26 protein-coding genes and 1 tRNA gene are annotated in these 26,637 nt (G+C 70.1%); 18 read left to right on the top strand and 9 right to left on the bottom strand.

Going from position 1 to position 26,637, the window contains the following annotated elements:
- Positions 1 to 8 precede the first annotated feature (8 nt).
- Both ACSQ1L_RS10510 and ACSQ1L_RS10505 read left to right on the top strand, forming a co-directional pair.
- Positions 9 to 479 (top strand): cupin domain-containing protein, encoded by a 471-nt coding sequence (locus ACSQ1L_RS10510; protein WP_435994684.1) that lies wholly within the window; start codon positions 9 to 11, stop codon positions 477 to 479.
- Positions 463 to 1,758, top strand: coding sequence for an MFS transporter (locus tag ACSQ1L_RS10505; protein WP_435994682.1), 1,296 nt, complete (start codon positions 463 to 465; stop codon positions 1,756 to 1,758). The genes ACSQ1L_RS10510 and ACSQ1L_RS10505 overlap by 17 nt, the downstream gene beginning before the upstream one ends.
- A gap of 54 nt (positions 1,759 to 1,812) precedes the next feature.
- On the opposite strand, the gene rarD is transcribed toward ACSQ1L_RS10505, so the two are convergent.
- A complete protein-coding gene (gene rarD, locus ACSQ1L_RS10500) occupies positions 1,813 to 2,742 on the bottom strand; it encodes an EamA family transporter RarD (RefSeq protein WP_435994680.1) in 930 nt (309 codons plus the stop codon).
- Positions 2,743 to 2,779: 37 nt separating this feature from the next.
- On the bottom strand, positions 2,780 to 3,826 hold the full coding sequence (locus ACSQ1L_RS10495) for an aspartate-semialdehyde dehydrogenase (RefSeq protein WP_435994678.1): 1,047 nt from the start codon (positions 3,824 to 3,826) through the stop codon (positions 2,780 to 2,782).
- Positions 3,827 to 3,991: 165 nt separating this feature from the next.
- On the opposite strand from ACSQ1L_RS10495, the gene zapE reads away from it, so the two are divergent.
- From zapE to ACSQ1L_RS10475, 4 genes are all read left to right on the top strand, one after another.
- Positions 3,992 to 5,104, top strand: coding sequence for a cell division protein ZapE (gene zapE, locus ACSQ1L_RS10490; RefSeq protein WP_435994676.1), 1,113 nt, complete (start codon positions 3,992 to 3,994; stop codon positions 5,102 to 5,104).
- A 55-nt stretch (positions 5,105 to 5,159) separates the two neighbouring features.
- Positions 5,160 to 5,672 carry a YbjN domain-containing protein gene (locus tag ACSQ1L_RS10485; RefSeq protein WP_435994674.1) on the top strand — a complete coding sequence of 171 codons (513 nt, stop codon included), beginning with the start codon at positions 5,160 to 5,162 and terminating at the stop codon, positions 5,670 to 5,672.
- Between the two features lie 37 nt (positions 5,673 to 5,709).
- Complete coding sequence (locus ACSQ1L_RS10480) at positions 5,710 to 6,942, top strand: NAD(P)/FAD-dependent oxidoreductase (RefSeq protein ID WP_435994672.1); 1,233 nt, start codon at positions 5,710 to 5,712, stop codon at positions 6,940 to 6,942.
- 212 nt (positions 6,943 to 7,154) lie between these two features.
- Positions 7,155 to 7,496: a zf-TFIIB domain-containing protein gene (locus tag ACSQ1L_RS10475; protein WP_435994670.1), complete on the top strand. Its 342-nt coding sequence runs from the start codon at positions 7,155 to 7,157 to the stop codon at positions 7,494 to 7,496.
- 159 nt (positions 7,497 to 7,655) lie between these two features.
- On the opposite strand, the gene ACSQ1L_RS10470 is transcribed toward ACSQ1L_RS10475, so the two are convergent.
- The gene (locus tag ACSQ1L_RS10470) at positions 7,656 to 9,371 is read right to left on the bottom strand and encodes a hypothetical protein (RefSeq protein ID WP_435994668.1); all 1,716 of its coding nucleotides are present in this window, start codon (positions 9,369 to 9,371) and stop codon (positions 7,656 to 7,658) included.
- A gap of 175 nt (positions 9,372 to 9,546) precedes the next feature.
- On the opposite strand from ACSQ1L_RS10470, the gene ACSQ1L_RS10465 reads away from it, so the two are divergent.
- The 5 genes from ACSQ1L_RS10465 (at position 9,547) to ACSQ1L_RS10445 (ending at position 13,072) form a co-directional block, all read left to right on the top strand.
- On the top strand, positions 9,547 to 10,251 hold the full coding sequence (locus ACSQ1L_RS10465; protein ID WP_435994666.1) for a response regulator transcription factor: 705 nt from the start codon (positions 9,547 to 9,549) through the stop codon (positions 10,249 to 10,251).
- Positions 10,220 to 11,866 carry an ATP-binding protein gene (locus tag ACSQ1L_RS10460; RefSeq protein ID WP_435994664.1) on the top strand — a complete coding sequence of 549 codons (1,647 nt, stop codon included), beginning with the start codon at positions 10,220 to 10,222 and terminating at the stop codon, positions 11,864 to 11,866. Before ACSQ1L_RS10465 ends, ACSQ1L_RS10460 begins: the two co-directional genes overlap by 32 nt.
- Positions 11,863 to 12,294, top strand: a complete 432-nt coding sequence (locus ACSQ1L_RS10455; RefSeq protein ID WP_435994662.1) for an HPr kinase/phosphorylase — start codon at positions 11,863 to 11,865, stop codon at positions 12,292 to 12,294. Before ACSQ1L_RS10460 ends, ACSQ1L_RS10455 begins: the two co-directional genes overlap by 4 nt.
- Positions 12,295 to 12,383: 89 nt before the next feature.
- Complete coding sequence (locus tag ACSQ1L_RS10450) at positions 12,384 to 12,788, top strand: PTS sugar transporter subunit IIA (RefSeq protein WP_168045372.1); 405 nt, start codon at positions 12,384 to 12,386, stop codon at positions 12,786 to 12,788.
- Positions 12,785 to 13,072 (top strand): HPr family phosphocarrier protein, encoded by a 288-nt coding sequence (locus tag ACSQ1L_RS10445; protein ID WP_435994660.1) that lies wholly within the window; start codon positions 12,785 to 12,787, stop codon positions 13,070 to 13,072. Before ACSQ1L_RS10450 ends, ACSQ1L_RS10445 begins: the two co-directional genes overlap by 4 nt.
- An 80-nt stretch (positions 13,073 to 13,152) precedes the next feature.
- Here the strand turns inward: ACSQ1L_RS10445 and ACSQ1L_RS10440 are convergent, their stop codons facing one another.
- Positions 13,153 to 13,620 carry a peptidase S1 gene (locus tag ACSQ1L_RS10440; RefSeq protein WP_435994658.1) on the bottom strand — a complete coding sequence of 156 codons (468 nt, stop codon included), beginning with the start codon at positions 13,618 to 13,620 and terminating at the stop codon, positions 13,153 to 13,155.
- A 169-nt stretch (positions 13,621 to 13,789) separates the two neighbouring features.
- Positions 13,790 to 13,865, bottom strand: a tRNA-Ala gene (locus ACSQ1L_RS10435).
- Positions 13,866 to 14,028: 163 nt separating this feature from the next.
- Between ACSQ1L_RS10435 and ACSQ1L_RS10430 the strand changes: the two genes are divergently transcribed.
- The 5 genes from ACSQ1L_RS10430 to hisS all read left to right on the top strand — a co-directional run bounded on the left by ACSQ1L_RS10430 (position 14,029) and on the right by hisS (position 18,839).
- Positions 14,029 to 14,334 carry a YggT family protein gene (locus ACSQ1L_RS10430; protein WP_435994656.1) on the top strand — a complete coding sequence of 102 codons (306 nt, stop codon included), beginning with the start codon at positions 14,029 to 14,031 and terminating at the stop codon, positions 14,332 to 14,334.
- A gap of 127 nt (positions 14,335 to 14,461) precedes the next feature.
- Positions 14,462 to 15,340: a 3-hydroxybutyryl-CoA dehydrogenase gene (locus tag ACSQ1L_RS10425; protein WP_435994654.1), complete on the top strand. Its 879-nt coding sequence runs from the start codon at positions 14,462 to 14,464 to the stop codon at positions 15,338 to 15,340.
- Positions 15,337 to 15,918 carry a phthalate transporter gene (locus ACSQ1L_RS10420; protein ID WP_435994652.1) on the top strand — a complete coding sequence of 194 codons (582 nt, stop codon included), beginning with the start codon at positions 15,337 to 15,339 and terminating at the stop codon, positions 15,916 to 15,918. The genes ACSQ1L_RS10425 and ACSQ1L_RS10420 overlap by 4 nt, the downstream gene beginning before the upstream one ends.
- A gap of 91 nt (positions 15,919 to 16,009) precedes the next feature.
- A complete protein-coding gene (locus ACSQ1L_RS10415; protein ID WP_435994650.1) occupies positions 16,010 to 17,281 on the top strand; it encodes a DUF418 domain-containing protein in 1,272 nt (423 codons plus the stop codon).
- Between the two features lie 52 nt (positions 17,282 to 17,333).
- Positions 17,334 to 18,839, top strand: coding sequence for a histidine--tRNA ligase (hisS, locus tag ACSQ1L_RS10410; RefSeq protein ID WP_435994648.1), 1,506 nt, complete (start codon positions 17,334 to 17,336; stop codon positions 18,837 to 18,839).
- A 273-nt stretch (positions 18,840 to 19,112) separates the two neighbouring features.
- Here hisS and ACSQ1L_RS10405 read toward each other — a convergent pair whose 3' ends face one another.
- The 4 genes from ACSQ1L_RS10405 to ACSQ1L_RS10390 form a co-directional block, all read right to left on the bottom strand.
- On the bottom strand, positions 19,113 to 20,102 hold the full coding sequence (locus ACSQ1L_RS10405) for a HAMP domain-containing sensor histidine kinase (protein ID WP_435994646.1): 990 nt from the start codon (positions 20,100 to 20,102) through the stop codon (positions 19,113 to 19,115).
- Complete coding sequence (locus ACSQ1L_RS10400) at positions 20,099 to 20,866, bottom strand: response regulator (RefSeq protein WP_435994644.1); 768 nt, start codon at positions 20,864 to 20,866, stop codon at positions 20,099 to 20,101. Before ACSQ1L_RS10400 ends, ACSQ1L_RS10405 begins: the two co-directional genes overlap by 4 nt.
- Positions 20,867 to 21,277, bottom strand: a complete 411-nt coding sequence (locus tag ACSQ1L_RS10395; protein ID WP_435994642.1) for a hypothetical protein — start codon at positions 21,275 to 21,277, stop codon at positions 20,867 to 20,869.
- Positions 21,278 to 21,497: 220 nt separating this feature from the next.
- Positions 21,498 to 23,639, bottom strand: coding sequence for a M13 family metallopeptidase (locus tag ACSQ1L_RS10390; protein ID WP_435994640.1), 2,142 nt, complete (start codon positions 23,637 to 23,639; stop codon positions 21,498 to 21,500).
- A gap of 153 nt (positions 23,640 to 23,792) precedes the next feature.
- Between ACSQ1L_RS10390 and ACSQ1L_RS10385 the strand changes: the two genes are divergently transcribed.
- The gene (locus tag ACSQ1L_RS10385) at positions 23,793 to 25,634 is read left to right on the top strand and encodes a cation:proton antiporter domain-containing protein (RefSeq protein ID WP_435994637.1); all 1,842 of its coding nucleotides are present in this window, start codon (positions 23,793 to 23,795) and stop codon (positions 25,632 to 25,634) included.
- A gap of 212 nt (positions 25,635 to 25,846) precedes the next feature.
- Positions 25,847 to 26,512, top strand: coding sequence for a TetR/AcrR family transcriptional regulator (locus ACSQ1L_RS10380; protein ID WP_435994635.1), 666 nt, complete (start codon positions 25,847 to 25,849; stop codon positions 26,510 to 26,512).
- Positions 26,513 to 26,637 lie beyond the last annotated feature (125 nt).

Here is a 26,637-nt window from a genome sequence, read left to right as displayed (position 1 = left end):
CTCCCGCCATGCCGAAGATCGACATCGATAATGCACCGACCGGGCACGGCACGGGCTATCCCGACGAATTCGCCGGGCCGTGCAAGCCGCGGCGGCGCTGGCGGCTGGGCGACGCGGTCGGGCTGGACCAGTTCGGGGTCAACCTGCTGCGCCTGCCGGATGGGGCGTGGTCGAGCCAAAGGCACTGGCACGAAGCCGAGGACGAGTTCGTCTGGGTGCTCGAAGGCGAGGTGGTGCTGGTCGACGACGAGGGCGAGACGGTGCTGAAGGCCGGCGACTGCGCGGGCTTCAAGGCCGGCGTTCCCAACGGCCACAAGATCGAGAACCGGTCCGGCGCCGAGGCGGTTCTGCTGGAGGTCGGCACGCGATCGGCGGACGGCGACTCCGGAGACTATCCCGACATCGACATGGTCTTCCGGCCTGAGGGCTATTTCCACCGCGACGGAACCCCCTACCCCAAGCATGACCGACGCACCTGAGGCCCCCGAGCCGATCACGCCCGCCGTCGCCGAAGCGGCGCGGGAGGCCCATGGAGCCAATCCCTGGCGGCTGCGCGACTTCCGCCTGCTGTGGGGCGGGCGGATCGCGGCCGTCCTGGCCATCCAGATCCAGTCCTCGGCCCTGCTGTGGCAGGTCTACGAGATCGCCCGGCGCGACCACCCGATCGAGGAAGCCAGCCTGTACCTGGGCCTGGTCGGCCTGGCCCAATTCATCCCGCTGCTGGCCCTGACCCTGCCCGCCGGGGAGATGGCCGACCGGCGCGACCGGCGGCTGACGGTGGCCGCCTCCATCGCGGTCGAGGGGCTGTGCGCCGTCGCCTTCCTGGCCATGGCCCTGCACGGGTCGCCGCCGCTGTGGGGCCTGCTGGCCGTGGCCTGCCTGTTCGGGGCCTGCCGCGCCTTCCTGGCCCCGGCCAGCCAGGCCTATCTGCCGATGGTGGTGGGACGGGCCGCCCTGCCGCGGGCCATCGCCGCCCAGTCGATCGCCTTCCAGACCGGAGCCATCGCCGGGCCGGCGCTGGGCGGGGTCATCGTCGGGATCAATGTGCCGCTCGCCTACGCCGCGGCGCTGGGGATGTTCCTGTTCGCCTTCTCCGCCTTCCTGCTGATCCGCACCAACGGCCGGCCGGAGCGGGTGGAGGGCGCGTCGCGGCGCTGGGACGCCGTGAAGGAGGGGCTGAAATACGTCTGGACCACCCGGATCGTACTGGGGGCGATCTCGCTGGACCTGATCGTGGTGCTGTTCGCCGGGGTGGCCCTGCTGACGCCGATCTTCGCGCGCGACATCCTGCATGTGGGACCCGAGGGCTTCGGCCTGCTGCGGGCGGCCTTCGGGGTCGGGGCCTTTTCGATGGCGCTCTACCTGGCGCGTTTCCCGATCGTGAGACATGGCGGCAAATGGATGTTCGCGGCGGTCGCGGTGTTCGGCGTCTGCACCATCGTCTTCGGCCTGTCGAAGATCGCCTGGATCAGCGCCCTCGCCCTGATGATCGGCGGCGCGGCCGACATGATCAGCGTCAATATCCGCCAGACCCTGATCCAGTTGTCGACGCCCGATCACATGCGCGGCCGGGTCAGCTCGGTGTCGATGCTGTTCATCGGAGCCTCAAACGAGCTGGGCGAGGCCTATTCCGGCGTCATGGTCCGGCTGTTGGGCGCGGTCGGGGCGGCGGTGTTCGGCGGCGCCGGCGCCCTGGCGGCGACGGGGGCGTGGGCCAGGCTGTTCCCGGGGCTGAGGAAGGCCGACCGGTTGGGCTGAGGTTCTGCCCGTCTTCTCCCCGACGGCGAATCGATGGGGAGGAGGCCCGGGGCGTCACGCCGGTTCGGCGGCGCTTTTCAGGGCCTGGCGGGCCGCCCTCACCCGGAACCAGGCGGCGGCGGCGAAGACGGCGGCACCGCCCCAGATGAAGACGAACGACAGGATGCGGAGGGGCGTCAGCGCCTCGCCGGCCCAGACGCCGACGGCGAACTGCAGGGTCGGGGCGAGGAACTGGATGAAGCCGATGGTCGACAGCGGCAGGCGCCGGGCCGACCAGGCGAACAGGGCCAGCGGCAGCACCGTGGCCGGTCCGTTGGCCAGCGCCCAGACGGTGTTGACCGGGCTGTCGAAGGCCACCCCAGCGCCGGTGTGCTGCAGCCACAGCACCCACGCCAGACCGAACGGGACCAGCAGCAGGCATTCGACCAGCAGGCCCGCCTGGGCGTCGATCGGCACGCGCTTGCGGATGACGCCGTAGGTGGCGAAGCTGATCGCCAGTACGATCGAAATCCACGGCGGCCGGCCCAGCGCCAGCGCCTGGAACATCACCCCGACGGCGGCGAGTCCGATGGCGATCCAGCCCCAGCGGTCGATCTTCTCGCGGAACAGCCACAGGCCCACGACCATGTTGAGCAGCGGGTTGATGTAGTAGCCGAGGCTGGCCTCGAGCGTGGCCCCGTGGGTGGTGGCCCAGACGTAGACGCCCCAGTTGAGCCCGATCAGCACGGTCGAGAAGGCCAGCCACGCCAGCGTCTTCGGCGAGGTCAGGACGGCGCGCACCTGGCCGCCCTGTTTCGCCAGCCAGACCAGCAAGCCGGCCACGGCCACGGCCCAGAGGGCGCGGTGAGCGAGAATCTCGAAGGCGTCGAAGCCGACCGCCGCCTGCCCCATGAACAGCAACGGCATCACGCCCCACAGGGTGTAGCAGGCGAAGGCGGACAGCAGGGCGGCGCGGCTCGCGTCGGAGCCGGTGGCGGTGGTCATGGTCATCTCCTTCGCCGGGGGAGCGGCGAGCGGAAGGTCAGACGGTCAGGGTGCGATACCCGGAGGAGGGTTTGATGGTCCCGGTCTCGTCGAGCAGCTGGGCGATCTGGACGGCGTTGAGGGCCGCGCCCTTGCGCAGGTTGTCGGAGACGATCCACAGCGACAGGCCGTTCTCGACGGTCGGGTCCTTGCGGATGCGCGAGACGTAGACGGCGTGCTCGCCGGCGGCGTCGACGGGGGTGATGTAGCCGTCGTGCTCCTGCTTATCGATGACCATGACGCCGGGCGCCTCGCGCAGGATCGAGCGGGCCTCGTCGGGCGAGATCGGGCGGTCGAACTCCAGCGTCACCGACTCCGAATGGCCGACGAAGACCGGCACCCGCACGCAGGTGACGGTCAGCTTGATCGCCGGGTCGAGCATCTTGTGGGTTTCGTCCCACATCTTGGCTTCCTCGTCGGTGTAGCCGTCGTCGCGGAACGAGCCGATGTAGGGGATGACGTTGAAGGCGATCTGCTTGGGGAACAGCTTGGGCGTGGCGTCGCCGAGGCCGTAGATGGCCTTGGTCTGGTTCCACAGCTCGTCCATGCCCGCCTTCCCGGCGCCGGACACCGACTGGTAGGTCGAGACCACGGCGCGGGTGATCTTCGCCGCGTCGTGCAGCGGCTTGAGGGCCACGACCAGCTGGGCGGTCGAGCAGTTGGGGTTGGCAATGATGTTCTTCTTCTTCGCCAGCTTGATGGCGTCCGGGTTCACCTCCGGCACGATCAGCGGCACGTCCGGGTCCTTGCGGAAGGCCGAGGAGTTGTCGATCACGATGGGGCCGGCCTTGCCGATCTTCTCGGACCATTCGCGCGAGACGTCGCCGCCGGCGCTCATCAGCACGATGTCCATCTTCGAGAAGTCGAAGCCGTCGATGTCCTGGCATTTGATGGTCTTGTCGCCCCAGGCGACGTCCATGCCCTTGGACTTGCGCGAGGCGACGGCGTGCATCTCGTCGACGGGGAATTCGAGTTCCTCGAGGATGTTCAGCATCTCCCGGCCGACGTTGCCGGTGGCGCCCACGATGGCGACTTTGTATCCCATGAGGTGGTCCTTCGGACGCGCCATGCTCGGCTCGCGGAGCCTCGCTGTTTGAGCGCAAAATTGGATGATGCCGACCGTGCCGGACGACGATGGCTCTATGTGGGCCTTCGCAGGCGCGAAGCAATCGCTTTTCAGCGGCGGCGGGCGCCGCTAAGCCCGAGATCGATGAGATCACGCATTCGCGCTGCTTATGAGAAGCGGCTGGCCGACGGCCGGCTGACGCCCGATCCGTCGCAGGTTCCGGTGGTCGAGGCGCTGGCGCGGCTGGAGATCGACCTGGGGCGCAAGGGCCGTCTTGGGGGGCTTTTGGGCGGCCCGCCGGAGGTGCGCGGCGTCTATCTGTGGGGGCCGCCGGGGCGGGGCAAATCCATCCTGATGGACCTGTTCTACGCCTGCGCGCCGGAGAAGCGGAAAAAGCGGGCCCATTTCCACGCCTTCATGGCCCGGGTGCATGCCCTGATCCGGCAGTGGCGAACCGGCGACATCGAGACGCGCAAGGCGGTGTTCGGCCAGTGGAAGGGCGACGACCCGATCGCGCCCGTCGCCGCCCTGATCGCCTCGGAGGCGCGGCTGCTGTGCTTCGACGAGCTGCAGGTCACCGACATCGCCGACGCCCTGATCCTGGGCCGGCTGTTCGAAGCCCTGTTCGAGAACAAGGTGGTGCTGGCGGTGACGTCCAACCGCGCCCCGGACCAGCTGTATCTGAACGGGATCAACCGCGAGCTCTTCCTGCCCTTCATCGACCTGATCGAGGCGCGCTGCGAGGTGGTGTCGGTGGCCGGGGCGCGGGACTGGCGGCTGGACCGGCTGATGGGCGACCGGGTGTGGTTCACCCCGCCGGACGAGGCCGCGCGGGCCGGGTTCGAGGCGCTGTGGGACGACCTGAAGGGCGAACAGGCCGAGGCCCCGACGCATCTGAGCGTGCTGGGCCGCGACGTGGTCGTCGAGCGCACCGACGGCGGGCTGGCGCGGGCCACCTTCGACGAACTGTGCGGCCGGCCGCTGGGGCCGCAGGACTATCTGGCCATCGCCGGGCGATTCCACACCCTGTTCGTCGAGGACGTGCCGGTGCTGGGCCCCGCCAACCACCACGAGGCGCGGCGCTTCGTGACCCTGATCGACGCCCTGTACGAGGCCGGGACCCGTCTGGTGGCCCTGGCCGAGGCCCCGCCCGAGGCCCTGTACCGCAAGGGCGTCGGGGCCTTCGAGTTCGAGCGGACGGTGTCGCGCCTGAACGAGATGGGCGGGGCGGCGTGGCTGGCGCGCGAGCGGGACTGACGCCTTGCTTTCGCCGTTCATCCATCGATAGGTGGCGGCTCGCTGGAGAGCCTCGATGATCCGTTTCGTCCCCTTCGCCGCCGCCGCCATGCTCGCCCTCGCCGCGCCCGCCGCGGCTTCGGCCGCCCCCGCGCCGGTCCAGGCGGCGGCGACGCCCGGCGTCTCGATCGAGGCGGTGCGGGCCTGGCTGACTTCCAAGGGCGGCGAAGTCAGCGCCATCAACCGGCAGGACGGCGAAACCTGGATCAGCATCAACGACGACCCGCTGAGCTGGATGATCTTCTTCTACGGCTGCCAGGCCGACGTCTGCGAGGACATCCAGTACGCCGCCAGCTTCTCCAACCCGACCATCACCCAGGCGATGATCAACGACTGGAACCGCGACCACCGCTTCCTCAAGGCCTATTTCATCCCGGCCGCGGACGGCCGCGACAGCACCGGGGTGGTCCAGTACGACGTGCTGATGCAGGGCGGCGACGTCGAGCAGCTGACCGACCACACCGCGCTGTGGCTGGACCTGGTCGCCGCCTTCGGCGCCACCGTCGGCTACTTCGCGGCGCCGGAGTAGCCTCGCCGCCTCGCCGAGAGCCTGCTAACGCGGGCGGATGAAGCCTGAACACGTGGATGTGCTGATCGTCGGAGCGGGCGCGGCCGGGATGATGTGCGCCATCGAGGCCGGGCGGCGCGGGCGGTCGGTGCGGCTGCTGGATCACGCCCGGGCGCCGGGCGAGAAGATCCGCATCTCGGGCGGGGGGCGCTGCAACTTCACCAACCTGGGGACCGGGCCGGGGAATTTCCTCGGCGAGAACCCGCGCTTCGCAACTTCGGCGCTGCGGCGGTTCACCCAGCACGACTTCGTCAAGCGCGTGGATAAGGCGGGCATCGCCTGGCACGAGAAGACGCTGGGACAGCTGTTCTGCGACGACAGCGCCAAACAGATCATCCGTATGCTGACGGACGACCTGCGCGAAGCTGGGGCGACGCTGTCGCTCGGTGTTTCAGTGGACCGGGTGGCGCGCGCCGGCGACGGGTTCGAGGCGGCGCTGTCGGACGGGTCGACGGTGCGCTGCGCCTCGCTGGTGCTGGCCACGGGCGGCAAGTCGATCCCGAAGATGGGGGCCACGGGCTGGGCCTATGAGACGGCGAAGGGGTTCGGGCTGAGGGTCACGGAGACGCGGCCCGCGCTGGTTCCGCTGACCTTCGAGCCGGGGCTGCTGGAGCGGCTCAAGCCGCTGGCCGGGGTGTCGGTCGAGGCGGTGGTGAGCCACAGGCCCGACCCGGCCTCAACTGGCCCGAAGGGCGGCAGGCCCAACAAGGAAACGCGGTTCGCGGAGGGGCTGCTGTTCACCCACCGGGGCCTGTCGGGGCCGAGCGTGCTGCAGATCAGTTCCTACTGGCGCGAGGGCGAGGCGGTTTCGGTCAGCATGGCGCCGGGGGTGGATGTGTTCGCGGCGCTGAAGGCGATGAAGGCCGAGAACGGCCGGCAGGCGGGGCATACGGCGCTCGGACACCTCGTGCCCAGGCGGCTGGCCGAGGTGCTGGTCGAGCAGGAGCGGGCGCAGGGCAATCTGGCCGACCTGCCGGACAAGGCGCTGCGGCGGCTGGACGAGGCGGTCAACGGCTGGAGCGTCAAGCCGGTCGGGACGGAGGGCTACCGCACCGCCGAGGTGACCCTGGGCGGGGTGGCGACGGACCAGCTGGACCAGCAGACCCTGGCGGCGAAGACCGTCCCGGGCCTGTATGTGATCGGCGAGGCGGTCGACGTGACGGGGTGGCTGGGCGGCTATAATTTCCAGTGGGCGTGGTCGTCGGGCTGGGCGGCGGGGCAGGCCTGCTGAAGCCGCGACGTTCAGGCCCCTTGCCGCCGCGTGGAGGCGGCCCCAGTTTGACGGCGCGGGACGGGCCCCTCTGGCGCGGTCGCCGGCGGTTGCTCCCCTGACCGTCGGAGGCGCGTGATGTCGGACCGCATCGGGCGCTCCAGCGTTCGACTCCGGCCCGAGATCGGCGCCGGGGCGCCCGACCCCCTCTGAATCCGCGTGGAGAACGCCCGATGCCCCTGCTGATGTGCCCCAACGACAACGCCGCCATGCAGACCCTGGAGCGCGGCGGCGTCCAGTTCGACATGTGCCCGACCTGCCGCGGCGTCTGGCTGGACCGCGGCGAGCTGGAGAAGCTGATGGCCGTGGCCACCGACGAGGGCCGCGCCTCGGCCGCGCCGGCGCCCCAGCAGCCCGCGCCCCAGCCCTATCCGCCCCAGGCCGCCCCGCAGCCGTGGGGCCAGCCGCCGCAGGGCTATCGCGAGCCGCCGCGCTACAAGGACGACCGCTACCGCGACGACGACTACAAATACCGCAAGAAGAAGCGCGACAGCATCTTCGATATCTTCGACTGACGCGGTCGGCCGCGGTCGGCGGCCCTTCGGGACCGCCCGACCCGACGCGGCCTTTTTGCCCGGCCTCGGTCGTCGGCCCTTCGGGACCTCCCGACCCGACGCGGCCTTTTTGCCCGGCCTCGGTCGTCGGCCCTTCGGGACCTCCCGACCCGACGCGGCCTAGGCCGCCAGCCCCGCCGCCTTCATGAGACCCTTGAGCGGGGCCAGCGTTTCCGGCGCGGCGGCCAGGGTGGCGCGGTTGCTGGGCGCGCGGAACAGCTTGACCGCCTCCACCCGGGCCCGGTCGGCGGCGGGGCCGGGCGGGGCCGTCTCGCCGGCGGCCATGCGCAGCAGGACCGACAGCTTCTGCTGCAGCGGGGCCGGCGAGCGGGCCAGCATGGCGGTGATCTTCGCCTCGACCTCAACCGTCCCGCCGACGAGGCCGATGGTGGTGATGATGTCGGCCTCGTCGCGTTCCGACAGGCCGCAGCCGCGCACGGCCCGGCCGAGGCCGGCCAGCACGCCCAGCTTCTGGGCGGCGGTCTGTCCGGAGGCGGCGCGCATCTCGCCCTCGAAACGCAGCGAGCCGACGCAGGCCGACAGCCAGCGGGCGGCGGCGCGCTTGTTGGCCAGGCCGGTGACGTTCTCGCACAGCCGGGTCAGGGCCTCGGCCTCGCCCAGGACGGTGGTGCAGGATTTCACATAGGCGGCGACGAAATCGGCGGTGACGAGGGCCTTGGAGCGCTCGTTGAAGGCCGACTGCACCTCCTCCAGGGTCAGCAGACGCCCGGCGGTGGCGGTCAGGGTCATGGCCAGGGTGCGCAGGATGTCGATCTCGCCGCCGGCGTCGTTGGGGCGCAGACGGCGGGGGCTCATCAGCTCGCGCACCACCATGCGCGCCAGCGAGGCCGAGAGCAGCGGGAACTGGCCCGCCGCGACCCGTTCCCCCAGCCGGGCGGCGGGGCCGTCCACGATCGGCACCTGAAGCGCCAGGCGGGAATCCTGATTGATCAGGGCCGCGACCTCGCGCGGGGCGACCATGCGCACCACCGCGGCGAGCGACGCGCCCTGGTCGAGCGCCGGGCCGAGCACGTCGGCGAGATTGGTCCGCGCGGCGAACAGCTCGCACATGACTTGTTCGATCGCCACCATGACCATGGCGTGCGGCGGGCCCTCCATCGGCGCGCGTTCGGCGAGGTCCATCAGCCGGTCCAGCCGGGCCCGGCCCCCGCGCACGCCCTTCAGCGCCCCCGAGACGATGCCGCCCATGATGAAGGCGCGGTCGGGCTGGCCGGTCAGGCGATGGGCCAGATCGGCGAGCGAATGGTCCCCCAGGTCCGGGAACTGGTTCTTGCGGCCGGCGAACAGCAGGCGCTCGATCGTCCGTTCGGTGAGCTTCTGGTAGTGGCGGACCAGATCGTGGACCGGCTGGCCCACGGCCTGGCTCTCGGGCACGGCCACCTTCTGGATGGCATGCTGAAGCTCCACCCCCGACGCCTCGAGCTGTTCGGCCAGGTCGGGCCGGTGCAGCAGTTCGAAGGCGGTGACGCCGTGACGGTTCAGCCAATCCTCGAGCACCCGGCCGATCAGCTCCCGCGCCACGGGGGTGTAGAGGTCCTGCGGCGAGCCGCAGCGGGGGCCGGCCTGGTCGTCGGGCACCACGCGCTTGCGCTGCACCTCGGGCGCGCCGCGGGTCAGGACCGTGACGCTGTTGAAGGCCATGGTGTCGGGGTCGAGGGTCTCCTTGGTGACCCGGACGGCGGCCGCCCGGTTGTCCGCCAGCAGCTCCTCGGCCGTCTGAATCGCGTTGGCGCGGTCCTCCGTCGCCATCTGGAGGCTCCAGGGGGCGGGCGCCGTTTTCCGGATATAGACTTCGTAGTGAACGGGGCCGGCCATGAAACGCTCGTACAGTTGACCCGGTCATCATGGCGCCAAGGCTTTAAGGGCGGGTTTCATTGCGCATTCAGGCGGGGCGGCCCATTTTATCGCCGTAATCTCACCCAGTTGATTTAGAACGGTTACGCTTGCCGCGCGTTGAGTGCGGGAACGGGAAGCCTGCAAGGAGAGCGCCTTGGCCAACATCACCCTCGTCGACGACGACGAAAACATCGTGGCCTCCGTCTCGTTGGCGCTGGAAAGCCATGGCCACAAGATCACGGCGTACCATGACGGCGCCTCCGGTCTCGAGGCGCTGGAATCGAATCCGCCGGACCTGGCCATCCTCGACGTGAAGATGCCCCGGATGGACGGAATGGAGGTCCTGCGCCGCCTGCGCCAGACCTCGCAGGTCCCGGTGATCATGCTGACCTCGAAGGACGAGGAGATCGACGAGATCCTCGGCTTCAACCTCGGCGCCGACGACTACATCCACAAGCCGTTCAGCCAGCGGCTGCTGATCGAACGGGTCAAGGCGCTGCTGCGGCGCACCGGCGCGGACGGGGGCGAACCCGAACCCTCGGGCGACGGCTCCACCAAGGCCATCAAGCGCGGCAAGCTGTCGATGGACCCGGCCCGGCACGAGTGCACCTGGGACGGCAAGCCGGTGAAGCTGACGGTGACCGAATTCCTGCTGCTGCAGGCGCTGGCCCAGCGGCCCGGCTTCGTGAAGAGCCGCGACAACCTGATGGACGCCGCCTACGACGACCAGGTCTATGTCGATGACCGCACCATCGACAGCCACGTCAAGCGGATGCGAAAGAAGTTCCGGGTAGTCGACCCCGAGTTCGACGCCATCGAGACCCTGTATGGCGTCGGATACCGCTATCGCGAAAGCTGAGCCGGCCGAAGCGGCCGACGACGACCGGCCGCGCCGCCCCAAACGGTTCGGCGGCTCGCGGCTGGGCGGCTTCATCCTCGCCCTCAACCTGCTCAGCCTGCTGATCCTGTTCGTCGGGGCGCTGGCGTTGAACGAGTGGAGCCGCAGCCTCATCGAGGCCCGGCAGGAGACGCTGGAGGCGCAGGCCGAACTGCTGGTGCAGGTGCTGGGGGAGCCGCAGATCGGCGTCACCCGCGGCGAGCCGACGCCCGAACTCAACTATATCGAGGCCAGCCGCTGGCTCCGCGACAACTTCATCCCCGCGGGCCAGCGGGCGCGGCTGTTCGACGTCGACGGCATCCAGGTCGCCGACAGCTATGAGGTGACCGAGGCCATCTCGGGCGAACCGCTGCCGCCCGCCCTGCCCGCCGGCAGCCCGCCCGTGGTCCCCGACGCGCGGGAGAAGGCCAGGAACAGCCGCACGCAGGCCCAGGCGCGGCGGGCCTTGGCCGAGGAGGTCGAGGCCGCGCTTGACGGCCGTTCGACGGCGACCCTGAGGATGTCCGAAAGCGGCGACCGGGTGGTGTCGGTGTCCATTCCGGTGCGCCATGTCGAGCAGGTTCTGGGCGTGCTGACCCTCGAGGCCGGCGACGTCGACGAGACGCTGGCGGCGCAGCGACTGGCGCTGACTCCGTTCGCGCTCGTCGCCCTGTTCGTGTCGCTGCTGTCGTCCCTGCTGCTGCATCTGTTCGTGGCGCGCCCGGTGATGCGGCTGTCGGCGGCGGCGGACGCGGTGCGTCTGCAGCGGGCCCGGGCCATCTCCCTGCCCGATCTCGACCACCGCAAGGACGAGATCGGCGACCTGGCGCGGTCGCTGGAGACCATGACCGAGACCCTGTCGGACCGGATGGACGCCATCGAACGGTTCGCCGCCGACGTGGCCCACGAGATCAAGAATCCCCTGACCTCGATCCGCTCGGCGCTGGAGACCCTGCCGCTGGTCAGGACCGAGGCGCAGCGCGAGAAGCTGACGGCCTTGCTGCAGCAGGACGTGCGGCGGCTGGACCGGCTGATCACCGACATCTCCAACGCCTCTCGCCTCGACGCCGAGCTGAACCGCGACCGGCCGCGCACCATCGACCTGACCGTGCTGCTGAGCGAAATCGTCGGGGTGTACGAGGCCGGGGTCCGGCCCGACGGCGGGGTGCATGTGACCTTCGCCGCCTCCGCCCCCGAGCACGCGGTGATCCGCGGCCGCGACGGGCCGTTGGGGCAGGTGTTCCGCAACCTGATCGACAACGCCCGCTCGTTCAGCCCACCGGGCGGCGTGGTGCGGATCAGCCTGTCGCGCGACGACATCGATCCCGACCGGCCGGTGCGGGTGCGGGTCGACGATGACGGGCCGGGCATCCCGCCCGAGAACCTGGAGACGGTGTTCGAGCGCTTCTACACCTCGCGCCCACGCGGCACGGCGTTCGGGACCAATTCCGGGCTCGGCCTCTCCATCGTCAAGCAGATCGTCGAGGCCCACGGCGGACAGGTCTGGGCCGAGAACCGGGCCGGGCCGGGCGGCGAAATTCTGGGCGCACGCTTCGAGGTCGCCCTGCCCGCCGCCGCGACCGGACGTCGGGCGTGAGCGGCCGCCAGCCCCTGCACGGCACGGTGGCGGCGCGCTGGACGCCGGGCGTCGGCTGGCGCGCGGTGCTGATCACCGGGCCGGCGGGCGCGGGCAAGAGCGACCTGACGCTGCGGCTGCTCGGGCGCGGCTGGCGGCTGGTGGCCGACGACTACGTTCATGTGACCGCCTCGGCCGGGACGCTGTACGCCGTGGCGCCCGAGACCATCGCCGGCCGGATGGAGGTGCGCGGCGTCGGCATCGTCCCCGCCTGCGCGCGGGGCCTGACGCGGCTGTCGCTGGCCGTGGAGCTGACCGACGGGCCTATCGACCGCCTGCCGGAGCCCGCCGCGCGGACGGTCGAGGGCGTGGCGCTGCCGGTGCTCTTCCTGAACGGATTCGAGGCCTCGGCGGCCGAAAAGGTCGCGGCGGCGCTCGCCCGGCTTTAACCCGCCGCGCGTTTGGGCTATGCCGCCCGGCTTGCGACCGGTCCAGCGGACCGTCGGGACGCGGGGGCGCGAGTCTTGGTGAAGCCTTCATGATCGGCCTGGTGATCGTCACCCACGGGGGTCTGGCCTCGGAATTCCTGTCGGCCATGGAGCATGTCGTCGGGCCGCAGCGCGGCGTCGCCGCCATCTGCATCGGCCCCGAGGACGACATGGAGCGCCGCCGGCGCGACATCGTCGACGCCGCGCGCGCCGTGGACGACGGCGACGGCGTCATCCTGCTGACCGACATGTTCGGCGGCACGCCCTCGAACCTGGCCATCTCGGTGATGGAGGAGACCCACGCCGAGGTCATCGCCGGACTGAACCTGCCGATGCTGATCAAGCTGGCCAGCGTGCGCGGGCGCGAACCGCTGCAGGCCTGCGTCGCCCACGCCCAGGACGCCGGGCGCAAATACATCTCGGTGGCCAGCTGGGTCCTGCAGGGCGAGAAATGAGCGACGTTTCCGGCAAGGCGGCGGCGACCGCCAACATCTGCAACACCCGCGGGCTGCACGCCCGGGCCAGCGCCAAATTCGTCAAGCTGGCCTCCAGCTTCGACGCCGAGGTCCACGTCACCCGCGACGGCGTGACCGTCAACGCCCTGTCGATCATGGGCCTGCTGATGCTGGGGGCGGGCAACGGCTGCGGCATCGAGATCGTCGCCGAGGGGGCCGAGGCCGAGGCGGCGGTGGCGGCGCTGGCGGATCTGGTCGGCCGGCGCTTCGACGAGGAGCAATAACGAAAACGCCCCGACGGCGGACCGTCGGGGCGCATTTTTGAGCGCTATCGCTCGCGACGCGGTCGCGCGCCGCCTGAGCGCTACGGCGTTTCGGTGATCAGCAGGGCGGCCGAGGCCGTACCGCCGCTGAAGGTGCCGATCCAGATGTCGTAGGTGCCGCTGGACGGGCGGTTGAAACGGACTTCGGCGTCGCCGTCGCCCCAGCTGTCGTCGTCGCAGTACCAGCGGCCGTCGGGGCCGTTGATGATCAGGGTGGTGTCGGTCGACGAGCGGGTGCGGAACACCAGCGGCAACGAGCCGGCGTCGTAGGTGACCTCATAGTCCGGCGCGTCGGAGATGTCCCCGACGCAGGCGGCCGGCAGATCGGTGTCGGTATAGGCGTCGATCGAGCCGCCGGCGGTCAGGCTGACCCGGTGCGGATCCGGCGTGAAGCCGGCGCTGAGATGGACCTCGCCGAAATTGGCGGTCAGATTTGCATTCTGGGCGACGGCGGCGCCGGGAATGGCGAGGGTGGCGGCGAGCGCCAGCGCGCTGATGAGACGGTTCATGTGATTGATTCCCCCAAGGAGTTCCTGTGGTTCAGCCCGTTACGGACTCCACGCCAAACACCGTTCGGCGTCAAGCGGGCTGAATGCGGCTGTCAGGTTTCGTGGGACGATCGTGTGGCCGGCGCCACGGCGCCCGCCGATCCCGCCGGCGCGTCTGCGCGGAGCGGGATGGTGGAGCCGAGGGGAGTCGAACCCCTGACCTCGTCATTGCGAACGACGCGCTCTACCAACTGAGCTACGGCCCCCCGGACCCACTGGAACGTCGGGTTCAGGCGAGGGCGCGACATACGAGCGGGGGGGCGGTGGTGTCAACGGTGTTCGGCGCCAATCGCCGCGCCGGCTCGCGAATCCTTGGACAGGCCGGATCGACGCGCTAGAAGCGGGGCTGCATTTCGGGAGAGCCGTTTCATGGGCACCGCCATCGTCTGGCTGGTCAACACCATCCTGTCGCTCATGACGTGGGCGATCATACTGTCGGCCATCCTGAGCTGGCTGTTCGCCTTCGACGTGATTAACCACCGCAACCGCTTCGTGAACCAGGTGGCGTCGGTCCTCGACGCCCTCACCGGGCCGATCCTCGCCCCGTTCCGCAGGTTCATTCCGCCGCTGGGCGGGCTGGACATCACGCCGATCGTGGCGTTGCTGGCGATCCACTTCCTGCGCATTCTGTTCAACGAGATGAGCGCCCCCTTCCTGATCCAGGTGCTGGGCTAGGCGTGACCGGGGGGCGACAGGCGGACCGGAGCGAAGCGGCGGAGGCCGGCGGGCGCTTGCGCCGCCCGGCAGGCCGTCTAGGGTGCCGCTCCGTTCGGGCCTCGCGCCCGCCAGTACACCGGACTTCATGACCACGATCCGATCAGTCGCCATCGTCGGCGCGGGCCAGATGGGCGCGGGCATCGCCCAGGCCGTCGCCGCGGGCGGCTATGACGTCCTCCTGCACGACGCCGCGCCCGAGCGCGTGCCGCAGGCCCAGGGAGCCATCGCCGCCAGCCTGGCCCGTCAGGTGGCGCGCGCGCTGACCTCCCAGGCCGACGCCGACGCCGCCCTCGCCCGGATCCGGCCGGCGAAGTCCCTGGCCGAGGCGGCCAAGGCCGATCTGGTCATCGAGGCGGCGGTCGAGGACGAGGCGGTCAAGAAGGCCATCCTCGCCGACCTGGTCCCGCATCTGGGGCCGACGACGCTGCTGGCGTCGAACACCTCGTCCATCTCGATCACCCGGCTGGCCTCGGCCACCGACCGGCCCGAGCGCTTCATCGGCCTGCACTTCATGAAGCCGGCCCCGGTGATGAAGCTGGTCGAGATCATCCGCGGCATCGCCACCTCGGCCGAGACCTACGACATCGCCGTGGCCTTCGCCGAGAGCCTGGGCAAGACCACCACCAACGCCGAGGACTTCCCCGCCTTCATCGTCAACCGCATCCTGGTGCCGATGATCAACGAGGCGATCTACACCCTGTACGAAGGCGTCGGGAACGTGGCGTCGATCGACAAGGCGCTGAAGCTGGGGGCCAACCATCCGATGGGGCCGCTGGAGCTGGCCGACTTCATGGGGCTGGACGTCGTCCTGGCCATCATGAACGTGCTCTACGACGGCCTGGCCGACAGCAAGTACCGGCCCTGCCCGCTGCTGGTGAAATACGTCGAGGCCGGCTGGCTGGGACGCAAGTCCGGGCGCGGCTTCTACGACTATTCCGGCGACACGCCGGCGCCGACCCGATGATCCGCCCGAAACTGCCCCCGCTGGAGCGTCCCGAGGACTTCCCGGGCCAGCAGCGCGTGGCGTGGCGGCGCGAGCCGCACCGCATCGTGCTGGCGGCGATTCTGGGCGGGCTGTGGCCGCCGCTGCTCATCACCCTGCCGTTGTGGCCGCCGCGCAATTGGGTGCCGGGGCTGGAGCTCGACTGGCGGCTTCTGGTGCTGTTCATCGGCCTGCTGGCCGTGCCCGGCGGCCTGTGGCTGCTGGACAAGGAGCGGCGACGGACCGGACGGCCGGCGACCCGGCTGGGGGTGATCTGGCGCTTCATGTTCTACGGCGGCCTGCTGGCGGCGGCGCTGGGCGCGGTGTTCGCCCTGGTGCAGGCGGTGCTGCAGTGGTTCAGCGCGGCCAACGTCGGCGAGGCGGTCGGCGGCAGCGAGACCTCGCTGCTGATCTATGGCGTCGGCGGGCTTTCGATCGCGGTGCTGGTCGGCGTCAGCTACGCCCTGTGGGCCGGCCTGTGCGCCGCCTTCATCGCCTTCCGGCCGCAGCCGGAGGTGCGCGACCGGCTGGGCCTGATGGGCGAACGCGAGCCGGACTGAGCCGCGCCCGGCCTGACGGTTACAGCGAATTCAGTTTGACGCCGCCGCCGTTGGGGCCAAGCTGCCCCTCGCCTGAGTGGGGGAAAACGCCATGGCCGCCGTCGAACCGTCCCAACCGCAAGCGGCGCTCGCGCCGGTCCGCGCCGCCGACCGCCTGTTCAGCCTCGACGTCGTCCGCGGCCTGGCCGTTCTGGGCATCCTGACCGCCAACGCCATGACCTTCGCCTGGCCCCATGTGGTGTTCAGCAACCCGCCGCTTCAGCCCGGGTTCGACGCCGAGGCGGCGCAGGGCTGGCAGATCATGCACGTCTTCTTCCAAGACAAGATGCGCACCCTGTTCTCGATGCTGTTCGGCGCCTCGATCTTCCTGATCGGCGGTGAGCGATCGGACAAGGCGCGCGGCAAGCTGCTGCGCAGCCGGCTGTTCTGGCTGGCGGTCTTCGGCCTGATCCACGGGCTCGCCTTCTGGTTCGGCGACATCCTGCTGCTCTACGCCTGGACCGGAGTGTTCGTGATGCTGGTGCGCTCATGGAGCGCGCGCCGCCTGCTGATCGCCGGCGTCAGCCTCAATGTGATCTGCTCGGCCCTCTACGTCGGCATGATGTCGATGCTGGCCCACGCGCCGCCCGACACCCTGGCCCAGGCCATGGAAGGCGCGGGCTGGATCGACGATCCGGCCAAGGTGCAGGCGATGATCGCGCCCTTCCGCGGCGACGCCGTGTCCGTGACCCTGCACCTGATGCGGGAGTGGGTCGGCGTCTCGCCCTTCATGCTGATCGCCTTCCTGCCGGCGACGGCGGCGCTGATGATGATCGGCATGGGCCTGTTCAAGGCGGGAGTGCTCGCCGGTCGGTCGCCCACCTGGGTCTATGGCCTGTTCGTCGCCGTGGGCGCTGCGGCCCTTTGGCTGGTCTGGCGCGACTCCGCCGAGGTCATCGCCGCCGGCTTCCCCTTCGCCGAGACCAACACCCGGCTCTTCAACACCTTCCTCGCGCCCCTGGCCTCGCTGGCCTACGCCAGCGGCCTGATCCTGCTGGCGCGGTTCGGGCTGAAGCCGATCCTCCATCCCCTCGCCTGCGCCGGCCGCATGGCCTTCACCAACTACCTGACCCAGACGCTGATCATGACGACGATCTTCTACGGCGGTCGCGGCCTGGGCTGGTACGGACAGATCGGTTGGCCCGAGATGTGGATGGTCATCGGCGGGGTCTGGGCGGCCCAGTTGATCTGGTCGCCGCTGTGGCTGTCGGTGTTCCAGATGGGACCGCTGGAGTGGGGATGGCGCTGCCTGACCTATCGGCGGTGGGTGCCGATCCGCAAGACGACGGCGGCGGTCGGCCTGGCCGACCCGGTCTCGGTCTGAGCTTCGGGCGAGCCCCTCGACCCTCGCCCCGCGCTCCTCTAGGAAGCGCGGCATGACCGACGCTCCCATCCGACCCGAAGCCCGCAGCCCGCGGGGGTTCGCCGACCGCCGCGGCCGCGACCTGATCGCCGAGCGCCGGCTGGTGACGCGGGTGTCCGCCGTCTACGAGCGCTGGGGCTTCGAGCCGCTGGACACCGGCGCCTTCGAATACGCCGACGCCCTCGGCAAATTCCTGCCCGACGCCGACCGCCCGAACGAGGGCGTCTTCGCCCTTCAGGACGATCCGGACGCCGAAGGGAACGGCGAGTGGATGGCGCTGCGTTACGACCTGACCGCGCCGCTGGCCCGGTTCGCGGCCCAGAACTGGGAGACCCTGCCCAAACCGTTCCGCCGCTACGCCTTCGGCCCGGTGTGGCGCAACGAGAAACCCGGCCCCGGCCGCTTCCGCGAATTCGTGCAGTGCGACGCCGACACCGTCGGCTCGGACCGGCCCGAGGCCGACGCCGAGATCATCGCCATGGCCTGCGAGGGCCTGCAGGCGGCGGGCCTGTCCGCCGACCAGGCGGTGATCCGGGTCTCGAACCGCAAGCTGTTCGACGGCCTGTTCGAGGCCGGCGGGATCGAGGACGCGGGTCAGAAGCTGACCGCGCTCAGGGCCATCGACAAATACGACCGGCTGGGCTGGGAGGGCGTCGCCGCCCTGCTCGGCGAAGGGCGGCTGGACGACTCCGGCGACTACACCAAGGGGGCGCGGCTACCCCCGGCGGTCGTCGCCGCCATCGAGGGGTTCCTGGCCTCGGCCGGAGACGGGCAGGCCTCGCGGGCCGAAACCCTGGACGCGGTGGCGCGGTCGGGAAACATCGGCGCCGCGGGCGAGGCGGCTCTGGCCGAACTGGCCGCCATCGACCGGGCGCTGGGCGCGATGAAGGTCGGCCAGGCCTCGGTGCGCTTCGACCCGACCATCGTGCGCGGGCTGGAGTACTACACCGGGGCCGTGTTCGAGGCCGAACTGCTGCTGGAGACCACCGACGACAAGGGCCGGCCGGTGCGCTTCGGCTCGATCGGCGGGGGCGGGCGCTACGACGACCTGGTGGCGCGGTTCACCGGCGAACGGCTGCCGGCGACCGGCTTCTCGTTCGGCGTGTCCCGGCTGGCGTCGGCTTTGCGCGCCGCCGGCCGAGGCGGCGAGGACGCGTCCCGCGGGCCGGTGGTCGTGATCGTCTTTTCCGAAACCGACATGCAGCACTACCTCGACGCCGTGTCCGAGCTGCGCAACGCCGGGATCGCGGCCGAGCTCTACCTCGGCCGGGCCGGCATGAAGGCGCAGATGAAATACGCCGACCGCCGCGGCGCGCCGGCGGTGGTGATCCTCGGCGGCGACGAAATCGCGGCCGGCCAGGTGACCGTCAAGGATCTGGACGCCGGACGCGCGCGGGCCGCCGAAATCACCGACAACGAGGCGTGGAAGGCCGAGCGTCCCGGACAGGTTGTGGCCGCCCGGGCGGACCTCGTGGCCGTCGTGCGGCGGATCACGGATCGTCCGGACACGGATGCGTGAGTTATCATTGATAAGGGATGAAAACGGGCCGTTTCGGCTGCGACTTCATTGACTTGACCGTTGGAATGCCGTCATTCTCCGAGCACTCGAAAGCCGCAACGCCTCGGCGCAGCGATCTTTCGGAGGCGTTTCGGGGAGGAAACGTCCGCTCCGTAGAGAGCGAAAGAAGCCCGCCGCGATGTATCCCCCGCGGCGGGCTTTTTCGTGCCCGGAGCTCAGGGGGCCGATCAGGCCGATCCGGCCGGACTCCGGGCGGTCCGGCGAGTGGGGCGGTCAGGTTTCTCCCGGCGGGGCGCGGGCCAGCCGCAGGGCCGCCGCCAGACCCCCGGCCGCGCGGTTTCTGAGCTCGACGTTTCCGCCGTGAAGGCGCGCGATAGACATGGCGATCGCCAGACCCAGGCCCGCCCCGCCCGTTGCGCGGTTCCGCGACTGGTCCAGACGCGAAAAGGGCCGAAGGACGTGCTCGAGCTGATCCTCGGGCAGCCCCGGACCGTCATCGTCGACGAGGATGACCAGACACTGGCCATCGGCGGCCAAACTCAACCGCGCGCCTCCCGCATATCGGACGGCGTTGTCGACGAGGTTTCTGACGGCCCGGGTCAGAAGGTCTGGTCTGAGAGGCCAGATGATGTCCTGACCCGGCTCCAGCTCGACCGTGGCGCCCTGGGCCGTGAACTCGCCGACGATCCCGAGAACGAGCGCCCTGACGTCGACCTGTGTCACGGGTTCGGCTGACCGACCGGTTCGCGCCAGGGTCAGGATATCGTCGATCATCCGCTCCATGCCGTCCACGGTCGAGAACAGGGCGGTCCGCTCCTCGACGGGCCGCATGCCGGCCGCCCGAATCTTCATCGAGGCGAGCGGGGTGCGCAGGTCGTGGCCGAGCGCGCCCAGCATCTGGTCCTTTTCGCCCAGCAAGTCCGAGATGCGTTGGCTGAGCCCGTTGAAAGCCTCGATGGCGCGCCGCATGTCGGGCGGGCCCTCGGGCTCCAGCGGTTGCAGGGGCTCGACGCCCGAAAACCGGTCGGCGGATTCCGTCAGCCGCTGAAGCGGCCGGGTCACGCGCGCCGCAAGCCAGGCCACCGTCGCCAGCAGGGCGAGAAAGGTCAGCACGCTGACCGGCATGAACAGATGATAGCCCCCATGCAGATGCCGCAGGCCGCTCGCCAGCATCCAGTTCAGCATATGGCCGACGACGAAGCCGCCGACCGCGATCAGCAGCAGCTGCGCCCGCAGGGACGGTGCGGGCAGGCGCAGCTTCATGTCCGGGTGACCTTCGCGTCCAGCATGTAGCCCGCGCCCCAGACGGTCTTGATCCAGCGCGGGTTGCGTGGGTCGTCTTCCAGTCGGCGCCGGAGCCGGCTGATCTGGTTGTCGATGCTGCGGTCGAAAGGCTCGGCGTCGCGGCCGGCGGTCAGTTCGAGGAGCTGATCTCGGCTCAGCACGCGCCCCGGGCGGCTGACCAGCGAAAGAAGCAGCCGGTATTCTCCGGTCGTCAGGGGCCGGGGCGCCTCCGCGCCACGGCGCAGGCAACGCGTGTCCGTCGCCAGCGTCCAGTCGCCGAAGGTGAAGCGGTGCGAAGCCGCAGCGTCGACGGTCCCGGCGGTCCGCCGGACGCGACGCAGGACTGTCCGCATCCGCGCCACCAGCTCGCGCGCGTCGAAGGGCTTGCAGATATAGTCGTCGGCGCCGAGCTCGAGCCCGGTCAACCGGTCGGCCATTTCCGTGCGCGCGGTGACCAGCATCACCGGAATGTCGGTGGTCCTCAGGACCTGACGCGTCAGCGACAGGCCGTCCTCGCCCGGCAGCATGATGTCCACGAGCAGCAGGTCGCAGCCGCCCGCCGCGAGCGCGCCGCGGGCGGCCTCGGCGCTGCCGACGGCCGTCACCCGGAAACTGTTGCGCGTCAGATACCGGGCGAGGGGCTCGCGGATGTCGCCTTCGTCCTCGACGACGATGACCCGGGGCAGGGTGCGCCCCGGCAGGGCCGTGTCCCCGCCCCGGGTCATGTCGCCGGATTTCCGCATTCAGTGACCATGGCCGCCCTGCATCGCGGCGCCCAGCTCGGCCACGGTCAACCGGCCGTCCCGGTCCGCATCCATCCGCGTCGCATGGCTGCGCAGGGCCGCGAGGAACGCCTGGCGGGTCACGGGGGCCGAGGCATGGTCCCGGGCGTGATCCATCGGCGCGCCGGCCGGCATCATCGCATGCAGGGCGCGGAGCTCGTCGGCGGACAGGTGATCGTCATGATCCTGATCCGTCCGGGCGAACAGAAGATCGGCGTGCGTGTCGAGCTCGGTCGTCGAGATGACCCCGTCGCCGTCGGCGTCCAGTGAGGCGGGACTAAAGCCGTGGTTCGCCTGCAGGGCATAGGCGGCTGTGCCGACCCCGGCGGTGATCAGGCCGACGAGAAGCGTCCCCTTGAGAAACGTTTTCATGCGCTGCGTCCTTTTACGGCGCGAAAGTGCGCCGTCGATCACCGTGCTTCGGAGTTGTCGCAAAAGTATCCCGCGGGCTGAAGCGATTATTCCTCTCATCAGGGCGTCGTCAGCCTGATCAGACGGAAGCCGACGCCTCGATCGGCGTTGGCCCGGGCGCCCATGAAAAAGGGCCGGAGCGTCGCCGCTCCGGCCCTTCGCCGTTGGTCTGACCCTGGTCCTACCAGATGCGGACGCGGTCTTCCGGGGCAAGGTAGTATTTCGACCCGGGCTGGACATCGAAGGCTTCGTACCAGGCGTCGATGTTGCGCACCGGGCCGATGACGCGGAACTCGGCCGGGCTGTGCGGATCGGTGGCGACCTGGTTGCGCAGGGCGTCGTCGCGGTACTTGGACTGCCAGACCTGGGCCCAGCCGTAGAAGAAGCGCTGCTCGCCGGTCGTGCCGTCCAGCACCGGCGCGGGCTGTCCGTTCAGCGACAGGTGATAGGCCTCGAGACCCACCGCCGTGCCGGCGGCGTCGCCGATGTTCTCGCCCATGGTCAGGGCGCCCTGGACCTTGAAGCCCGGGAGCGGTTCGAACTCGTCGTACTGGGCGCCGAGACGGGCGGTCAGGGCCTCGAAGTTGGCCTTGTCCTCGGGCGTCCACCAGTTGCGCAGCACGCCGTCGCCGTCCGACTTGGAGCCCTGGTCGTCGAAGCCGTGGCCGATCTCGTGGCCGATGACGCCGCCGATGCCGCCGTAGTTGACGGCCGGGTCGGCGTCCGGATCGAAGAACGGCGGCTGCAGGATGGCGGCCGGGAAGACGATCTCGTTGTTGGTCGAGTTGTAGTAGGCGTTCACCGTCTGCGGGGTCATGCCCCACTCTTCCTTGTCGACCGGCTCGTTGAGGCGGTTCAGCTGATAGTTCCACCGGAACAGGCCGGCGCGCTCGGCATTGCCGAACAGGTCGTCAGGGCGAACCTCGAGCTCGGAGTAGTCGCGCCACTTGTTCGGATAGCCGATCTTGACCGTGAACTTGGCCAGCTTCTCCTGGGCCGCGGCCTTGGTCTCGTCGCTCATCCAGTCGTAGGTGTTGATGCGGGCGCCCAGCGCGGTGCGCAGGTTGGCGACCAGATCCTCCATCTTGGCCTTGGACTCGGCCGGGAAGTATTCGGCCACATACTGGCGGCCGACGGCCTCGCCCAGCATGCCCTCGGCGAAGCTGATGCCGCGCTTGTCGCGCGAGCGCTGCATCGGCTGGCCGTTCAGGTCGCGCGAGCGGAACTCCCACTGGGCGTCGGCGAAGCGGCGCGACAGCAGGCCGGCGCCGTCGTCGGTGGTGTGGAAGGCCTGCCACGCCTGGATCACCTCGATCGGGGTCTCGGCGTAGATGGCCGCGATCTTCGGCATGGCCGTGTCCTGACGCACGATCAGGCGCGGGACGTCGCCAACGCCGATGGCCGAGTAGTAGTCCTGCCACGCGAAGCCGGGGGCTTCAGAGGCCAGCTGGGCGATGGTGTATTCGTTGTAGGTCTCGTCGCGGTTGCGGTTCTGGACGGGAGTCCAGTGCGCCTCGGCGATGCGGGTCTCGAAGGCGAGGATCGCGTCGGCGTTGGCGGCCGGGTCCTCCCAGCCGATCATTTCCAGCATGCGCTCGACATAGGCCCGGTACAGAGCCTTCTTCTCAGCCCAACGCTCTTCCAGATAGTAGTCGCGGTTGGGCAGGCCGAGACCGGACTGACCGGTCGAGACGACGTAGCGGGTCGGGGCCTTCTGGTCGGTGGAGATGCCGGTGCCAAAGATCGAACCGCCGATGCGGCCCTGGGTCTCGCCCATGTAGACGGCGGCCTTTTCGTGGGTGTCGGCGGCCCGGATGGCGGCGAGGAAGGGCTGCAGCGGCTGGGCGTCGAGCGCCTCGATGCGGGCCTCGTCCATATAGGCCCGATAGGCGTCGGCGATCTTCTGCTCGTCGGAGCCGGGAGCCAGGTCGGTGCGCGCGGTCAGGCCCTCGATCATCACCTTGACGCGGTTGTCCGACAGTTCCCGCAGCAGGTTGAACGAGCCGTAGCTGGTGCGGTCGGACGGGATCTGCAGCTCGTCCAGCGCCGCGCCGTTGGCGTAACGGAAGAAGCTGTCGCCCGGGGACACCGAGGTGTCGCGGCCGTTCAGGTCGAAGCCCCAGGTTCCGTACTTCGGCGTCTCGATGCCCTGGTAGCCCATGACCGTCGCGCCCTGTTCGGGCGTCTGGAACAGTTCAAAGACGGTGCAGGCCTCGTCGACGCAGGCATGGTCGTGACCGTCGGCGGCGAAATGCTGGGCCATGACAGGCGCGGCGGGCAGGAGCAGGGCGCCGACGGCGGCGCCGATAAGCAGCTTCTTCATGTGGGTTTCCCTCGACTTGACTTCGCTTTCCGGAAGGTCGGCCGAGACCCTACGCGCGGGGCGGGGTCTGTCGCCTGAATTTTTTGTCATGAAGCGACGGAATCCCGGACAGAAGGGCGTTTCAGCCTGTAGGCTGAACGGCGCGGAGGGCGGATGACAGGACACGGCGGCGCGGGCGGCGAATACAAGGATCTGGTGGTCTTCCTGGCCGCGGCGGGCGTCATGGTGCCGCTGTTCAACCGGCTGAGGATCAGCCCGATTCTCGGCTTCCTCGCGGCGGGCGTGTTGCTGGGCCCCGACGGGCTGGCGCGCCTCGCCGACACCGCGCCGTGGCTGGCGTGGCTGACCATTTCCGACGCCGGCCAGATCCGCTCGCTGTCCGAACTGGGCGTCGCCTTCCTGCTGTTCATGATCGGGCTCGAACTGTCGTGGGAGCGGCTCAGGTCGATGCGCCGGCTGGTGTTCGGGCTCGGCCTCACCCAGGTCGCCCTGTGCACCGTGGCGCTCGCGGCCCTGTTCATGCTGATGGGCCAGACGCTGGTCTCGGCGGCGGTGCTGGGCATGGGCTTCGCCCTGTCCTCGACCGCGGTGGTGATGCCGGTGATGGCCGAGCGCGGCAAGCTGGGCGGCGCGGCCGGCCGAACCACCTTCTCCGTCCTGCTGGCGCAGGACCTGGCGGTGGCGCCGATCCTGATCACCGTGACGGTCATGGCCGCCACCGCCCTGGCCGGCGCCACGCCGGCGGGCGAGTTCGACCCGTCGGTCCTGAGACCCGCGCTGTTGACGCTGGTTCCCGCGGCGGTCGGCCTGGCGCTGATCGTGGTGCTGGGCCGGCTGGTGCTGCGGCCCATGTTCCGCTCGGTGGCCCGGGCCAAGGCGCGCGGTCAGGGACAGGAGATGTTCGTCGCCGCCAGCCTGCTGGTGGTCGTCGGCGCCGGCCTCGCGGCCCAGGCGGCCGGCCTGTCGATGAGTCTGGGCGCGCTCGTCGCCGGCCTGCTGCTCGCCGAGACCGAGTTCCGGCGCGAGGTCGAGCTGTCGATCGAGCCGTTCAAGGGCCTGCTGCTCGGCGTCTTCTTCGTCGGCGTCGGCATCGGGCTGGACCTGGACGCCGTCGCCGCCGACCCGGGCGGCGTCTTCGGCCTGGCCATCGCCCTGACCCTGTTGAAGGCGGCGCTGATCTACGGCGCGGCGCGGCTGTGGGGCGTCAAGAACCGCACCGCCATCGAGACGGCGCTGGTGCTCGGCCCGGCGGGCGAGTTCGCCTTCGTCATCCTCGGGGCCGGCCTGGTCGAGGGCATCGCCTCGCCGGCGTTCACCCGCACCGTCATGCTGGCTGCGACGATCAGCATCTTCACCATCCCGCTGATGGCCCTGATCGCCGACCGCCTGACGCGGCGGGTCGACACGGCCCGGCCCGACCTGCCGGAGGAGGCGCTGGAGCCCGTCGGCGCGGAGAACCAGGTGCTGATCGTCGGCTTCGGCCGGGTCGGGCGTCTGGTCGGCGAGATGCTGGCCGAGCACGGCCAGTCGTATCTGGCGGTGGACTCCAATCCCGCCACGGTCGCCAAGGGCCGCGCCGAACACGCCAACGTCTTCTACGGCGACGCCGGGCGGCCCGAGATGCTGAAGCTGTGCGGCGTCGACACCGCCCGCGCCGTGATCGTGACCATGGACGCGCCGGCCAAGGTCGACGAGGTGGTCCGGACGGCGCGCCAGCTGCGGCCGGACCTGATCCTGATCGCCCGCGCCCGCGACGAACGCCACGCCGAGCGGCTGTACCATCTGGGCGTCACCGACGCCGTGCCCGAGACCACCGAGGCGGCCCTGCAGCTGGCCGAGAACACCCTGGTCGATCTGGGGGTGCCGATGGGACTGGTGCTGGCCTCCATCCACGAACGCCGGGACCGCTTCCGGAAAGTGTTCCAGGAAGCCATGCCGGACAATCTCGCGCGACCCCGGCGGGCCCGCGCATTGCGGTCCACGACGCGAAGCTGAGCCGGTCAAGATGTCGCGGCGTTAACCCCAGCGGTCATTGCCACGTTAATCTCCGCACCCCATTTTGGTCATCGTTGCGTGATGACTGCCCTTGTCGTCAGAAGATGACTCCCGGCGGGCGCACGGCATCGCGTTCCGCTTCCTCCCCATCGCTTCGGCGGTCAGTTTTCGATCGGCGGGCGTCAGCCGCCGTCTAGTCGAGTACCCGTTTTATGCGAGATATCGCCCTGTCCCCCTCCCCGTCCGATTCCCAGTCCGAAGCCGAGGCGCCCCGCCTGAACCGCCGCCAGGCCGCCAAGGTCCGCACCCGGCAGAAGGTCCTCGACGCCGCCCGCCAGCTGTTCGCCGAGCGCGGCTACGAGCCTGCCACCATCCGTGACATCGCCAAGGGCGCGGGCATGTCCACCGGCGCGGTGTTCGCCAACTTCCAGGACAAGGCCGAGCTGTTCGAGGCGGTCCTCACGACCGACCTGGTCAAGCTGGCCGAGACCATGAAGGCCGCCGCCGCCGCCGAGGGCTCGACCCGCACCCGCTTGCTGTCGGCGCTGGGCGCCGGCTACCACGGCTCGCTGGAGCAGCTGCCGCTGGTCCAGGCTGTGATGGCCCGGTCGTGGTTCCAGCCCGTCGCCGCCGAAATGCGCACCCGCGCCGCCATCAAACCGATCCTCTCGATCGTGACCGATGCGCTGCAGGCCGGGGTGCGCGAGGGTGAACTGCGCCAGGACGCCGACGTGCGGCTGCTGGCCGAGCTGATCTACGGCGCCTTCCTGTCCAACTACCGCCAAGCCGCGTACGACGGCTGGGCCATGGCCCAGTTGACCGAGCGGATGGGCAAGCAGGTCGACGTCATCCTGGCCGGCGCGATCTCGCGGCAGTAGTCGCGGTTCATCGAGATTTCTGAAAGGCCGCGGCGGTTTCCGTCGCGGCCTTTTCGTTGCGCGCCTGTGATTCCCGAATCCGGCGCTGTGTCAGAGTCGGCTGTCGACCCGTTGCGGAGATTGTC

This window comes from Brevundimonas sp. LjRoot202, from assembly GCF_964253355.1.
Lineage (GTDB): Bacteria > Pseudomonadota > Alphaproteobacteria > Caulobacterales > Caulobacteraceae > Brevundimonas.
The sequence above is the reverse complement of the archived record's forward strand: the minus strand, read 5'-3'. Positions and strand labels throughout refer to the sequence as shown.

Excerpts from the sequence above, each read along its gene's own strand:
- ACSQ1L_RS10510 (WP_435994684.1), top strand. The coding sequence starts at position 9 with ATGCCGAAGATCGACATCGATAATGCACCGACCGGGCACGGCACGGGC.
- ACSQ1L_RS10505 (WP_435994682.1), top strand. The coding sequence starts at position 463 with ATGACCGACGCACCTGAGGCCCCCGAGCCGATCACGCCCGCCGTCGCC.
- rarD (WP_435994680.1), bottom strand. The coding sequence starts at position 2,742 with ATGACCACCGCCACCGGCTCCGACGCGAGCCGCGCCGCCCTGCTGTCC.
- ACSQ1L_RS10495 (WP_435994678.1), bottom strand. The coding sequence starts at position 3,826 with ATGGGATACAAAGTCGCCATCGTGGGCGCCACCGGCAACGTCGGCCGG.
- zapE (WP_435994676.1), top strand. The coding sequence starts at position 3,992 with ATGAGATCACGCATTCGCGCTGCTTATGAGAAGCGGCTGGCCGACGGC.
- ACSQ1L_RS10485 (WP_435994674.1), top strand. The coding sequence starts at position 5,160 with ATGATCCGTTTCGTCCCCTTCGCCGCCGCCGCCATGCTCGCCCTCGCC.
- ACSQ1L_RS10480 (WP_435994672.1), top strand. The coding sequence starts at position 5,710 with ATGAAGCCTGAACACGTGGATGTGCTGATCGTCGGAGCGGGCGCGGCC.
- ACSQ1L_RS10475 (WP_435994670.1), top strand. The coding sequence starts at position 7,155 with ATGCCCCTGCTGATGTGCCCCAACGACAACGCCGCCATGCAGACCCTG.
- ACSQ1L_RS10470 (WP_435994668.1), bottom strand. The coding sequence starts at position 9,371 with ATGGCCGGCCCCGTTCACTACGAAGTCTATATCCGGAAAACGGCGCCC.
- ACSQ1L_RS10460 (WP_435994664.1), top strand. The coding sequence starts at position 10,220 with ATGGCGTCGGATACCGCTATCGCGAAAGCTGAGCCGGCCGAAGCGGCC.
- ACSQ1L_RS10450 (WP_168045372.1), top strand. The coding sequence starts at position 12,384 with ATGATCGGCCTGGTGATCGTCACCCACGGGGGTCTGGCCTCGGAATTC.
- ACSQ1L_RS10445 (WP_435994660.1), top strand. The coding sequence starts at position 12,785 with ATGAGCGACGTTTCCGGCAAGGCGGCGGCGACCGCCAACATCTGCAAC.
- ACSQ1L_RS10440 (WP_435994658.1), bottom strand. The coding sequence starts at position 13,620 with ATGAACCGTCTCATCAGCGCGCTGGCGCTCGCCGCCACCCTCGCCATT.
- ACSQ1L_RS10430 (WP_435994656.1), top strand. The coding sequence starts at position 14,029 with ATGGGCACCGCCATCGTCTGGCTGGTCAACACCATCCTGTCGCTCATG.
- ACSQ1L_RS10425 (WP_435994654.1), top strand. The coding sequence starts at position 14,462 with ATGACCACGATCCGATCAGTCGCCATCGTCGGCGCGGGCCAGATGGGC.
- ACSQ1L_RS10420 (WP_435994652.1), top strand. The coding sequence starts at position 15,337 with ATGATCCGCCCGAAACTGCCCCCGCTGGAGCGTCCCGAGGACTTCCCG.
- ACSQ1L_RS10415 (WP_435994650.1), top strand. The coding sequence starts at position 16,010 with ATGGCCGCCGTCGAACCGTCCCAACCGCAAGCGGCGCTCGCGCCGGTC.
- hisS (WP_435994648.1), top strand. The coding sequence starts at position 17,334 with ATGACCGACGCTCCCATCCGACCCGAAGCCCGCAGCCCGCGGGGGTTC.
- ACSQ1L_RS10405 (WP_435994646.1), bottom strand. The coding sequence starts at position 20,102 with ATGAAGCTGCGCCTGCCCGCACCGTCCCTGCGGGCGCAGCTGCTGCTG.
- ACSQ1L_RS10400 (WP_435994644.1), bottom strand. The coding sequence starts at position 20,866 with ATGCGGAAATCCGGCGACATGACCCGGGGCGGGGACACGGCCCTGCCG.
- ACSQ1L_RS10395 (WP_435994642.1), bottom strand. The coding sequence starts at position 21,277 with ATGAAAACGTTTCTCAAGGGGACGCTTCTCGTCGGCCTGATCACCGCC.
- ACSQ1L_RS10390 (WP_435994640.1), bottom strand. The coding sequence starts at position 23,639 with ATGAAGAAGCTGCTTATCGGCGCCGCCGTCGGCGCCCTGCTCCTGCCC.
- ACSQ1L_RS10385 (WP_435994637.1), top strand. The coding sequence starts at position 23,793 with ATGACAGGACACGGCGGCGCGGGCGGCGAATACAAGGATCTGGTGGTC.
- ACSQ1L_RS10380 (WP_435994635.1), top strand. The coding sequence starts at position 25,847 with ATGCGAGATATCGCCCTGTCCCCCTCCCCGTCCGATTCCCAGTCCGAA.